General features: G+C 63.3%; 8 protein-coding genes and 3 pseudogenes. 4 read left to right on the top strand and 7 right to left on the bottom strand.

The features are described from left to right. Positions 1-9: 9 nt before the first annotated feature. On the top strand, positions 10-354 hold the full coding sequence (locus M3461_10060) for a hypothetical protein (GenBank protein ID MDQ3774676.1): 345 nt from the start codon (positions 10-12) through the stop codon (positions 352-354). Here the strand turns inward: M3461_10060 and M3461_10055 are convergent. The 4 genes and pseudogenes from M3461_10055 to M3461_10040 form a co-directional block, all read right to left on the bottom strand. After that, positions 322-1,341: a heterodisulfide reductase-related iron-sulfur binding cluster gene (locus M3461_10055; protein MDQ3774675.1), complete on the bottom strand. Its 1,020-nt coding sequence runs from the start codon at positions 1,339-1,341 to the stop codon at positions 322-324. The genes M3461_10060 and M3461_10055 overlap by 33 nt on opposite strands. 88 nt (positions 1,342-1,429) lie before the next feature. After that, a pseudogene (locus M3461_10050) lies at positions 1,430-3,055 on the bottom strand (FAD-binding oxidoreductase). Positions 3,056-3,240: 185 nt separating this feature from the next. Continuing rightward, positions 3,241-3,396 (bottom strand): annotated as a pseudogene (locus M3461_10045) (mandelate racemase). A gap of 71 nt (positions 3,397-3,467) precedes the next feature. Further along, a complete protein-coding gene (locus M3461_10040; GenBank protein MDQ3774674.1) occupies positions 3,468-5,237 on the bottom strand; it encodes a thiamine pyrophosphate-requiring protein in 1,770 nt (589 codons plus the stop codon). Positions 5,238-5,808: 571 nt separating this feature from the next. On the opposite strand from M3461_10040, the pseudogene M3461_10035 reads away from it, so the two are divergent. Continuing rightward, a pseudogene (locus tag M3461_10035) lies at positions 5,809-6,186 on the top strand (VOC family protein). 437 nt (positions 6,187-6,623) lie between these two features. Then, positions 6,624-7,712, top strand: coding sequence for an AI-2E family transporter (locus M3461_10030; protein ID MDQ3774673.1), 1,089 nt, complete (start codon positions 6,624-6,626; stop codon positions 7,710-7,712). A gap of 22 nt (positions 7,713-7,734) precedes the next feature. Here M3461_10030 and dnaE read toward each other — a convergent pair whose 3' ends face one another. Then, complete coding sequence (gene dnaE / locus M3461_10025; GenBank protein MDQ3774672.1) at positions 7,735-10,650, bottom strand: DNA polymerase III subunit alpha; 2,916 nt, start codon at positions 10,648-10,650, stop codon at positions 7,735-7,737. A gap of 94 nt (positions 10,651-10,744) precedes the next feature. Between dnaE and M3461_10020 the strand changes: the two genes are divergently transcribed. Then, positions 10,745-11,380 (top strand): UdgX family uracil-DNA binding protein, encoded by a 636-nt coding sequence (locus tag M3461_10020; protein MDQ3774671.1) that lies wholly within the window; start codon positions 10,745-10,747, stop codon positions 11,378-11,380. Positions 11,381-11,443: 63 nt separating this feature from the next. Here M3461_10020 and M3461_10015 read toward each other — a convergent pair whose 3' ends face one another. Next, positions 11,444-12,325 carry an alpha/beta hydrolase gene (locus tag M3461_10015; protein MDQ3774670.1) on the bottom strand — a complete coding sequence of 294 codons (882 nt, stop codon included), beginning with the start codon at positions 12,323-12,325 and terminating at the stop codon, positions 11,444-11,446. A gap of 81 nt (positions 12,326-12,406) precedes the next feature. Continuing rightward, the coding region (locus M3461_10010) for a hypothetical protein (protein ID MDQ3774669.1) at positions 12,407-12,605 on the bottom strand (199 nt) is incomplete at its 5' end.

Raw genomic sequence — 12,605 nt, 5'->3', positions numbered from 1 at the left:
AATACGGCGGTGGCTCAGCGCTTTGCCCCGACCTTGTTTTTTATCAGCGCTGGTCTCTTGATCTGGGGGGCGGATTTCCTGTTCATCTATGTCTTCGCGGCCCTCGCCTGCGCGCGCGGGTTCGATGATGCCATATTGTTCGGGATCGGCGTGGTGCCGCTTGCCGTCGGCGTCGCCACGGCGATCGCGTCCGCCATGACCGGCGCGGTGCTGATCAGCGCTGTGCGAGGCGCCGAGCAAGGCCCATCGACCTCCCGATTCTTGCAGCGTCTCACGCTGGGCCTCGCGGTGCTCGCCTTAGTCGCGATCGCCTGGAACGGCCTACCCGCATTGCTGGTGCACCGCACGTGCTGAAGTCGTGCGCTCCTGCCGCAGCGCCAACTGCATGATCTCGGCGATATGCGTGGCGCGGCGCTCCGTGCACTGCGCGATCTGCTCGCGGCAACTGAATCCATCGGCGATGATCAAGGTATCTTCCGCCGCCTGTCTCACGGCGGGCAGCAAAACCCGTTCGGCGCAGGCCATCGAGATCGCGTGCTTGTCCTTCTCGAAGCCGAACGAGCCCGCCATCCCGCAGCAACCGGAGTCGAGGACCTCGTAGTCAAGCCCGAGCTTGTCGAGCAGATGCTGCTCCCCGCTCATGTTCAGGATGTTCTTGTGATGACAGTGTCCGTGCACCAGAGCCTTTCGCGGAAGCTGTGGCGGCACAAAGTCGGGCGCCTTCTGCGCCAGAAATTCGCATAATAACAATGTTTGGCTGGAAAGCCGTTTGGCGTCCTCGTTGGCCGGAAACAGATTCAGCAATTCGTCGCGGAACACGCTCGCGCAGGCCGGCTCGAGCACCACCACGGGAACCCCGGCTCGGATCTCGTTACGCAGCGCTTCGAGGATACGCGAAATCCTGCGTTTGGCCAGACCGAGCATGCCGAATTCATACAGGGGACGCCCGCAGCATAAGGGCCGCTGGGGCATGCGGACGCAAAATCCTGCCGCATCGAGCACCTCGGCTGCCGCCGCGAAGGTGTAGGGGTGGTAGTAATTGTTGAAGGTATCCGGCCACAAGATGACTTGAGGCCGATCGCCCTTGTGCGCAGCGGCCGGCGCGAAAGTCAGGGTGAAGGACTCCGCTGCGATCTGCGGGATCTGGCGCTGTTTGGGGATCCCGACCACTGCCTTGGCGAGGGCGCTGAATCCCGGCCCATGGGTGAGGAAATTGGCGAGCGCGGGCATCTTGGCTGCGAGCCGTGACCAGACATCGATGAGCCCGAAAACATACGCTTGGCGCGGGCGAATGCGTCCATCGTAGTAATGCGACATGAACTCGGCCTTGTAGGTCGCCATATCGACCTGCACCGGGCAGTCGCTTTTGCAGCCCTTACAGGACAGGCATAGGTGCAGGGCCTCCCGTACCTCCTCGCTCTTCCAGTGATCACCTCGCCCCCGAGCATCTCGAAGAGCAGCCGCGCTCGCCCGCGCGTCGAATGTTTCTCTTCCCGCGTCGCCATATAGCTCGGGCACATGGTGCCGCCGCCCTCGCGCCTACCCCGACGCAGCGCAGGCTGACGCGAGCGAAATTGCCGTTATCCTGCGGGAACTTGAAATGCGTCGCTAGCTGCGCTGGGTTGTATTGCGTACCTAAGCGCAGATGGGTCGTGATCGGATCGGGATCGACCACCTTGCCGGGATTCATCTTCCGCTCGGGGTCCCAGATCGCCTGAACTGACGGAACGCCTCGATCAGCTCCGGCCCGTACATCTTCGGCAAACAGCTCGGCCTTGGATACCCCATCGCCGTGCTCGCCGGAGATCGAGCCACCATAGCGAACCACGAGCTCCACCGCTTCATCGAGAAAGGCGCGAAAGGTCTTGATGCCCTCGGCCGTCTCCAGGTCGAAATCGATGCGGGTGTGTACGCAGCCTTGACCGAAGTGGCCGTAAAGATCGCACTCGTAACCGTAACGGTCGAAGAGCGCACGTAGCTCGCGCAGAATAGCGCCGAGCTTCTCGGGCGGCACGGCCGAGTCTTCCCAGCCCTCCCAGGTGATCGGCCTGTTCGGCACATGGGCGGTCGCACCCAGGCCCGATTCCCGCACCTTCCAGATGAGCCGCATCTCTGCGGGGTCTTCGAATCGCTTCATCGAGGGCGGGCTGCCCTTGTTTCTTCAGGGCATCCATCGCGCGGCAGGCGTGGTCGGCGGCCTCCTCCCGAGTCTCACCGCCGAACTCGACCAAGAGCCAGCCCCCACCATCGGGCAAGAGCTTCACGCCGCGAGGATGGACATCCATCGCGGTCATATCATCGACCAGCCGGTCGTCGATCCCTTCGAGCGCGGTGGGGCGATAGGCCATGATCTCGGCCACGTGATCACCGGCCGTGTAGACATCAGGATAGCCGAGCACCAAGAGCGCGCGCGCGGCCGCACTGTAGACGAGCCGCACCGTGGCCTCCAGGATCACCACGCAGCTGCCTTCGGTGCCCACCAGGGCGCGCGCGACGTTGAAGCCGTTCTCGGGCAGGAGCTCATCGAGGGCATAGCCCGAGACCCGGCGCGGGATCTTCGGGATGCGCTGCCGTATTGGATCTGCGTAGCGGTCGCGCAGCTGCTTCAGCCTTTGGTAGATCTCCCCGCGCCGACCGCCTTCCGCGACGATGCCGTTGAGCTCCTCGTCGGAGGTTGCCCCGACGCGCGGACGCAGCCCATCATAGGTGAGGACCTCGAGTTCCTCGACGTTATCGGAGGTCAGGCCACCCATGACCGAGTGCGGACCGCAGGAGTTGTTGCCGAGCATCCCGCCCAGGGTATTGTGAGTGTGCGTGGCCGGGTCCGGGGCAAAGGTGAGGCGGTGTCGTTCGGCGCGCGGCGAAGATCATCGAGCACGGTGCCCGGCTCGAGCCGCGCGAGCCTTCGATCGGGATCGAGCGCGAGGATCTGGCGCAGATATTTCGACATGTCCATGATCACCGCGACGTTGCAGCATTGGCCGCAGAGGCTGGTGCCGCCTCCGCGCGAGAGAACTGGGGCACCGTGCTTTCGGCAAAGGGCGATCGTCTCCACTACTTCGTCTATGGTCCGCGGGACGACAATGCCGATCGGCACCTGGCGGTAGTTCGAGGCATCGGTCGCATAGAGGGCACGACTGCCAGCATCGAACCGCACCTCGCCCTCGATGCGTGCACGGAGCTCAGAGGCGAGGGCACCGCATTGACGTTCAATCCTGTATGAGGTCTTGGCTTCATCGACTACACTGCGTAACGCTCGGCATCCACGCGCTTGAGCTCCAAGCCTAATCCGGGCCGCGACGAATCGGGATACAGCCTGCCCTGCAGGGGGACCCGTACGCCATCGAACAACATGCCCTCGATCCGCACATGGTCATGAAAGTATTCGAGATGCCGCGGGTGGTCCTTTTCGAGCTTGGCCTTTATTGCGCTGTGCTAGGCTCCTTCCCAGTCCGCCTTTATCTTCATCAAGGAAACACCTCGCGGAAGGATTGCTTGATGATGCCCAGGGCGTCGGGGTCGCCCTTGAGCAGCGCTGAGACATACGCTTTGGCCTGCTCAAGCGTGATATGCGGGGGCAGCGGCGGGACGTTGGGATCGGTGATGGCCTCGAGCACCACGGGCCGATCGGAGGCCAATGCCTGGTCCCACGCAGGGCCAATGGCCTCAGGGGTCTCGACCCGGATGCCGGTAAATCCGATGAGCTCTGCATAACGCGCATAGGGGAAATCCGGCACATCCTGCGAGGCCTCGAACTTGGGATCGCCTTGCATCACGCGCTGCTCCCAGGTCACCTGATTGAGGTCGCGGTTGTTCAACACGCAGACGATGAGCTTCGGGTTACTCCACCGTTTCCAGTACTTGACCGCCGTGATGAGCTCGCTGTTGCCATTCATCTGCATCGCTCCATCCCCGACCAAGGCGATCACGGTGCGCTCGGGATAGGCAAATTTGGCGGCGATGGCGTAAGGGACGCCGGGCCCCATGGTCGCGAGCCCGCCCGAGAGCGAGGCCATCATCCCCGAGCGCATCTTGAGATCGCGCGCATACCAGTTGGCCGCCGAGCCCGAATCCGAGGTGATGATGCAATCGTCGGGCAGGCGCGGGGAAAGCTCCCAGAAGACTCGTTGCGGATTGATGGGATCGGCCGAGTTCATCGCCCGCTCCTCGAGGGTCTTCCACCATTCGGCGACGTTGTCCTCAATATGCTCGCGAAACCCGCGGTCCTGCTTGCGTCGAAGCTGCGGGATGAGGGCTCGCAAGGTCTCCTTACTATCGCCGACGAGGCTTACCTCCATCGGGTAGCGGATCGAGAGCATTCGCCCGTCGATGTCGATCTGCACGCCGCGCGCTTGGCCCTCGGGGGGGAGAAATTCCGAGTACGGAAAGTTCGACCCGACCATGAGCAGCGTATCGCAGTCGTTCATCATCTCCCAGCTCGGGCGAGTGCCCAACAGCCCAATGGCACCCGTAACGAAAGGAAGGTCATCGGGGAGCGCGGCCTTGCCCAGCAGCGCCTTCGCGACGCCGGCGCCGAGAAGCTCAGCAACCTCGACGACTTCGTCTCCCGCATGCAGCGCACCCGCACCGATCAGCATCGCGATCTTATTCCCGGCGTTGAGCACGTCCGCTGCACGCTTGAGGTCAGCCGGGGCGGGGACGATGCTCGGGGGCGTGTAGCCGATACCCGAGTGGATAGTCCCGTGCTCGCGTGGTGGCTTTCCCACCGCATCGAGCTCTTGCACATCGTTTGGCACCACGATACAGGTCACGGTACGCTCTGCCTTCGCGATCCGCAGCGCTCGATCGACCAAGTGCCGCATCTGCGCCGCCGTCGTCACCACGTGCACATACTCGTGTGCCACGTCCTTGAACAGCGCGGTGAGATCCACCTCCTGCTGATAATCACCCCCGAGCGCGGCGCGCCTCTGCTGGCCGACGATCGCAACCACCGGCTGGTGGTCGAGCTTCGCATCGTAGAGGCCGTTGAGCAGATGAATGGCGCCGGGACCCGAGGTCGCGAGGCAGATCCCGACCTCCCCCGTAAACTTCGCATGGCCGCAGGCCATGAAGGCCGCCATCTCCTCGTGCCGAACCTGGATAAACTCGATCTTATCCTGGGCGCGCGCCAAGGCGCCCATGATGCCGTTGATGCCATCGCCCGGGTAACCATAGATCCGATGGACCCCCCACTCATACAGCCGCTGTACCATGAAATCGCTAACCGTCTCAGCCATGGTAACACCTCCATTACGTTACATTGGTAGCGGACGCCGTGACGAATATTTGCTCCATCCATCGGCGTGCAAGAACAGACCTTCTTTGCAAAGCCATATCGACGCAAGACCTGTAAGAATTACCCGCCCCTTTTGTAACTCTTACCGACCGGCCCCCCCCCTACTCGCATACCGCAGAAGCCCTGGAACTCAAAAGATAAACCGCCGTTTCACCGCGTTGCACCGAGAAGAGCATTCGTTGACTGCTTCGACTCGTACGCGGCACATGCGTTGCTATGCCTCTAGAACAAAACGTGCCATAAGGTCACAAGAGAAACGTACTATGGTCGAGGTGTCCTTATTATCCCAGACGCGAGGGCCGCCGGGAACCGCGCACGTGGTTTCGATAGACAAATCGCTTAAGTAACAAAGCATACGACAATGTCACGGATAATCCACACAAGGACATCGAAAGCGGATTGCGATTTGTCAATCCGCCGGGATTGTACAATCCCAAGCCAAACGGCTATTCGCACCTCGCGCTCTTTCCGCGCGTGACGCGATAGCTCTCACCACAAAAAGGATCACGATCATGGCCGTCCGATTGAATCACATAATCGTCGCCGCGCACGACAAAGATACGGCGGCTATGTTCTTGACTGAGATCCTGGGCCTCCCGGCGCCCTCGCTGTTCGGCCCGTTTGCGGTGGTGCGCGTGGGCGATACCTCGCTCGACTATATCGAAGCCGACGGCGAGATCACGTCTCAGCACTACGCCTTCCTGGTGAGCGAGATCGAATTCGACGAGATCTTCGAGCGGATCCGTGAACGGCGCCTCTCGTACTGGGCCGACCCAGGCCGCCACGAGCGCGACCAGATCAACGGCTGGGACGATGGCCGCGGGCTCTACTTCGACGACCCGAACGGCCACCTGCTGGAGGTCATCACCCGTCCGTACGGCAGCGGTGGTACGGCGGCGTCCCGACCTCATCCCTTGGTCGCGCGGACACTAGAGCCCGCAGATCACGAGGGCTGCCGCTCTGGCGATAGTTGACATTCGGAACTCGTGCCTTGGCCGCCCGAGACGCCAAAACGCTTCGAAACACAGCGTCTCGGGCCGATGAGGGGCCCGAAAATACCCTGATTCCAGGGCGACGACCCGTATGCTTGACAGCTCACGAGCCCACCAGTACTGTGGCTCTTCACGAAAAATGACGTTAGTCCACGGCGTGCAATACATCGCGGTCGCAGCCGGCGGCAATTCGTTGTTGGCTGCAAGCAAAGCGACGACGTTCTTGTTTTCGCGCTCGCCTGCTGATCGAAGCCTTCGGAGTTTACCAGCCAATTTGATTGAACGGACCGCTCGTTCACGCTGACCAACGGTCAGCGAAAAAACAAAAAGTTACGATGACCACTGTTCCCGGCACTGAATCGGGATGGATGACGCGTGAAAGGACGCTCGCTTTCATCCTAGTCGTTTTCACCGTGCTCGCGCTTTATCTTTGTTATCTCCTGGCGAAGCCGTTTTTCCCGGCGCTCGCGTGGGCGCTCGCGCTCGCGGTTATCTCGTATCCCTTGCACCGCGCGATCGCAAACAGAATGAAAGGCCGCGATGCCGGTGCTCTCCTCAGCTGCGCGATTGTTGCGGTCATCGTGGTCGCTCCGGCGCTGTTCCTCGCGCGGCAGATCGGGCGCGAAGCGGCGGATGCGGTTCAGGTGGTGCGGGAGGAAGCTACGGGCGAACGATGGAGAAGCGCGATCGAGAAAAGGCGCGCGCTGGCGCCGGTCCTGATCTGGATCGAGGAACGGGTCGACGTCAAAAGCGAAGTCGAGGAAGCGGTGAAGGCAGTCGGCGCGCGCATTCCCGGAGTCGTCACAACTTCGGTATGGACGGCGATGCAGCTGCTCATCACTTTTCTCGTGCTATTTTATTTTCTGCGAGACCGCGACCAATCGCTCGCGCTCGTGCGTTCGTTGTTGCCGCTGACCGAGCGCGAAACCGCGCGTGTGTTCAAACGGGTCTCGGAGACGATCCGCGGTACGGTCTTTGGCACCCTCGTGGTCGCGGTGGTGCAGGGAGTTCTCGGCGGAGCCATGTTTTGGCTGCTCGGGTTGCCCGCGCCGGTTTTGTGGGGGGCGGTGATGGCGGTCCTTTCTACTGTTCCCGTGCTTGGGGCCTTTGTGATCTGGTTGCCGGCAGCAGGCTTTCTCGCGCTTGGCGGCGACTGGGGAAAAGCGCTGATTCTGGCAATTTGGGGGAGTGTCGTCGTTTCGCTGATCGACAATCTCCTCTATCCGGTTCTGGTCGGAAGCAAGCTGCGCTTGCACACGCTGCCGGTGTTCTTCGCGATCGTTGGCGGGCTCATCGTTTTCGGCGGCTCAGGCCTAATCCTCGGCCCGGTCGTGCTCGCGGTAACGGTCGCGCTGATCGAGGTGTGGCGCCAACGAACGCAGGGCGGCCACGCGGTGGAGGAGGGGCGGAGGGGTGAAGGATGAGGGGCGAAGCCAGCCGAGATACTTACTCGGGCCGGGCGCGCAGATAGAACGGGATCACTTCGGAGACATGGAGTTGCGCCTCGCCATCCTCCACCCGCCCGCCAAAGATGAACGGTCCCGGAGTGGTCACCGGATCCTGAAGCGATGCGTACACGTCCGGAAACAGCACTGTCTCGACCAGACCGTGCTCGTCCTCCAAGGTGACGAACTGCATGATACGGCCACCGCGCGTCACGAGCCGCCGCGCCGCCGCCACCAATCCGGCGATGCGCACCTTAGCGCCGCGCCGCGCAGCCAGCTCCGCGGTCGTGATGCACCCAACTCTTGCCGCCTCATCGCGTAGCACATGCATCGGATGGTCAGTCAGATGCATCTCCAAGAACCTTAGCTCGTTTCGGATCCGCACCAACGACCGATAGGCCTTCGCGCGTGCGCCATATGCTCGTCGGGACACGAACCCCTCGAGCACGCCTGCCGAGCGCTCCTCGCGCAGCCGTTCCAGCACGTCTTGGTGTGCGAACGGATAAAGCTCTTCGGCCAGCGGCGCGAGGGCATCACAGGCGCCGCAGAGGACCAGCGCCTCAAGCTCGCGGTGACTGATCGCGACACGGGCCAGCAGATCAGCCAGACTGGTGAACGGCCCTCGATCGAGTATCAGTCTCCGGCTCTTGGCCGTGAGACGCTTCACCGCGCTCAGGCCCACACGCACTGCGCCGGCCTCCGCGGTGCACGCCGTCTCCGAGAAGTTCACGTGTGGGGCGAGCAGCCGCACCCCGCAACGCGCGAGCTCCCCCGCCACCGTCCGCAGCGGATAATGACCTCCGTAGCTGTTGAGCACGGCAGCGGCAAACTCCACCGGATAGTGGGTCTTTAGGTAGGCCGACTGCCACGCGAGCTCGGCATAGCTCGCGGCATGCGCTTTGTTGAACGAGTAGGCGGCGAAGCGCGCGAGTACAAGCCACACCGCGAGCGCTTCGCTTGCCATTACGCCGCTCTGTACGGATGCGGCGACGAAGTCGCGCTCGAGGCCGGCGAGGGTAGCAGCATTATCGGCCCGCACAATCGCGGCACGCAGATCGTCTGCGGCCTCGAGCGAGCTTCCCGTCATCGCGGCGATGGACGCCATAAGGTCTTCTTCGTAGAGCATCATGCCGTGCGTTTCACGCAAGAGCGCCGCGAGGCGCGGATGCGGGGCTTGGGGCGCCTCGGTTCCATTCGCGCGCCGGAGATAGGCGGCCTTCGCCTCACCCGCAGCGGGGCCAGGGCGCACGATGGCAAGCGCGCCTATGAGGTCTGCGATCCCCCGCACCGGCAGCCTGCGCAGCGTTGCCCGCAGTGCCGGCGTCTCGATCTGAAAACATCCGACAGTGCGAGCGGCACGCACGGTTTCGAGTGTCGCCGGATCGGCATCAGATGCCACCAGCGGTGCCCCTACACGCCGTCTGATTTCGGCGATCGCAGTTAACGCCCGATTGCCGAGCAGATCGAACTTCACGAGCCCGATCGCCGCGAGCCCGCGCTTGTCGAACTGCGTCACGCGCACTCCCTTCGGCGCCCGTTCGAGCGGCACCTGGCTATCGATGGGCGGCTCGGCGATGACCACCCCACCGGGATGGACGGATAGATGTTGGAACCTGCCCACCAGCCGCCCGATCAACGGCACGGCGGCGCGATAGCGGCCCGGCAGCAGATGCAGCGGCAGCAGCTCCTCTTCAAGCTCGTCCGCTGGCATCCGCTGACAGAACCGATCGACCTCGGCCGGCCGCATGCCGAGTGCCTTAAGGCCTGCGCGAAATGCCCCGCGCCGCCGCATTGTCTGATGCGCCGATACCATCGCCACCCGCTCCTCTCCGAAGCGGGTGTAAACCCAGTCGATGAGCGCATCCCGCCGGTCGGAGGCGACATCGAGATCGATGTCGGGAAGCTCTTTCCTTGCCGGGTTCAGAAACCGCTCGAAGTACAGCCCGCGCTCGATCGGGTCTACTGCGGTGAGAGCTAAGAGATGCGCCATGAGCGATCCAGCCGCCGAGCCGCGTCCCGCAACGGCGATGTCGAGCTGCCGAGCGTGGTCGGCAATCTCCGCCATGATCAGGAAATAACCGGCATAGCCCAAGCGTTCAACGACCGAGAGCTCCTGGCGCAGGCGTTCTTCGTATCGCGGCCCCCGACACCGCCCAGTATGTTGCGCAGCCCGAAGGCGCGTCCAGCACATGGCTGCGAGCCGTGCCTCTGCTGTCTCGCCGGCCGGCAACTCGAAGGAGGGCAAAACCGGAGGCGCGTCGCCGAGATCAAAGTTGCATTCCTCCGCCACGTCCAGCGTTTCCGTGAGCGCCTCCGGCACATCGCGGTACAGCGCGCGGAGCTCTAGCGGCGGAGCCAGGCTGCATGGCTCCGCGTCGTTTAGCTCCGAGATTTCTTGACGGCGGCAGATAGTCATCCTCAGCAAATGCAGGTCCCGGTCGGCGGGGCCGGCCATGACTATATCCGGATCCGCGACCGTGCGAACCCCGCGTGGTGGCACCCAAATATCATGAGAAATATTACCCGGCCGAACGAGCAGGAAGCGTATATCTGTGGCGGCGACGCCAACTTGGAGCAGCGCTTCGATCAGCGAGGCATCATCGCTCAAGAAAAACATCCCGCTCGGCTCGGCTTTGAGGCAATCGAGCGGGTCGTACCCCCTCTGGCGAACGGCGCTGCGACGGCGGGTAATGATCCGACAGAGGCTCTCGTAGCCCAATCGATCGCGGGCGAGCAAGACCAATCGCCCAGATTTGCATCCTAGCGTGCCCGCTTGATATTGGGCCCGCAGCTCCACGCCGGTGATAGGCTTAATCCCGTAGGACCGCGCGGCGCGGTGGAACCGGACCTGACCATAAAGGTTCTCGACATCAGTGAGCGCCATGGCCGGAATTCCAAACATTCCCGCACGGTGCATTAGCTCTTCCACGGCGGCAGCGCTATGTCCGGGAGAGAATTCGCTTTTGACATGCAGGGGAACGAACATCGCGGGTGGGCTGTCTACAAACAGCATGGTCGAACGCAATCAGACCGGCGTGAGCGCGCGACAGTTCCTGCCCGATCGGATCTCGATGGCGTCGCTGCGCGAGGCGGCTCGGGCATGTCAGGGCTGTCCCTTATACAAGGATGCAACTCGGACCGTCTTCGGCGTGGGACCGCGCTCTGCGCGCATGATCCTCGTTGGAGAGCAGCCGGGAAATGATGAGGACTTGCAAGGTGCGCCGTTCGTGGGTCCCGCGGGGCGGGTGCTGGATGAAGGGCTCTGCGCCGCGGGTATTGACCGAGCCGACGCCTACGTGACCAATGTGGTCAAGCATTTCAAGTGGACGCTACAGGGCAAGCGCCGGCTCCACAAGAAGCCGAGTGCGCGCGAGATCGCCGCTTGTATACCGTGGCTCGAGAAAGAGATCGAGCTCATCGAGCCGGAAGTGTTGGTGTGTCTCGGGGCCACCGCCGCTCAGGCGCTGCTCGGTCGCGACTTCAAAGTCACGCGTCAACGCGGCCAGGCTCTGCCAACGCCACTTGCGAAACATGCAATAGCGACGGTTCATCCCTCTTCGATCCTGCGCCAGCAGACCGAGGCCGATCGGCGCCGGGAGTTAGCACAATTCGTCGATGATCTGAAGGTCGCGGCGCGGCTGCTGTAGGCTACCACCTCAACGATGGCGCTGGCAGGAGGCGGACGCTGCGCATGTAGGGGCTAGATCTTGTTATGCGCAGAACCAGCGCCGCAGCCAGTCCTCGATCGCGGCGCGCATCGCCTGCGGCTGCTCGGTCGGGATCCAGTGGCGCGCCGGTACAGTGACGATCTCGCAATCGGGCAGTCTCTCCAGGAAGGCCTTGGTCGCCGCCGGATCGGTGAATGTGCTGCGCTCGGAAAGGAGTGCGAGGACGCGCGTCGCGAGCGTATCCGGTGCGGGCAGCTCCTCGGTCACCGCGAGCAACGCCTGCAAGTAGGCGCCGGTCGCGGTGGTGCGCAGATCGAAGAGCGGCGAGGCGTATTTCGCGAGCCGCCCTTCGTCTTCCGGACCCCTGGCGTTTCTATTACGTCCGGAGGCCGCCCGCCGCGTCTCGCGGTCGAGCCGCTCGAGATCGAGCGGCTCGAGGCGCCGGCGTCGTAATCCCAATGCATTGAAGCTTCGAGTTAGTGCGACCAGCCCGCAGAGTGCCGGCCGCAATCGACGGATCGAGCGCATCGTTCCGGCGAGCGCCTCGGGCAGCATCGGCTCGATCAACACGAGCCCGGCCGTCCTGGCCGGAAAGCGTGCGGCAAACCGCAGCGCGAGATTGGCCCCCAGGCAATGGCCCGCGATGACAGCCCTGGAAAGACTCTCGGCGTCCAGCAGCGCGGCGAGGTCGGCGCACCATTCGCCCATGCCGATCCGGCCGCGATACAGCGACGCGCCCTGGCCGCGCAGATCGGGCCGCAGCAGCGCCCAATTCTCGCGCAGCGCCGTGGTGCGGCAGAGCTCAGACCAGCGCGTGTGGTTGCTCGCGGCGCCGTGCAGCAGCACGAGCGCCCCCTGCAGCGACGTCGGTGTCGAAACCCAGTAGGCGATACGGGCCCCGTCACAGGTTCGAAGGAAGCGCATCTCATCATCGGGCCTGCCGCCCGGTTGCTCTGTCCTCCGCGAATATTCCCGGCCATGCATGGCGGTTAGCCTTGAGAGCTACTACAGCGGGGTCACGTCATCCCGGGGCGCACGTTTCGGCAACCGCTCGAGGGCCTCGGCGGCCCTGGTGCGGCCGATCTCGATCAACTCGCGGGCGCGGTGGAACTCGTGGAAGGCGCAGACATTGCCGGGGATCTCGATGTAGACATCCGGCAGGTAGCTCGCGAGCCGAAAGCGCGCGAGGACGGTCTGCGTCGCA

The sequence above is a fragment of the Pseudomonadota bacterium genome, assembly GCA_030860485.1.
Lineage (GTDB): Bacteria > Pseudomonadota > Gammaproteobacteria > JACCXJ01 > JACCXJ01 > JACCXJ01.
The sequence above is the reverse complement of the archived record's forward strand: the minus strand, read 5'-3'. Positions and strand labels throughout refer to the sequence as shown.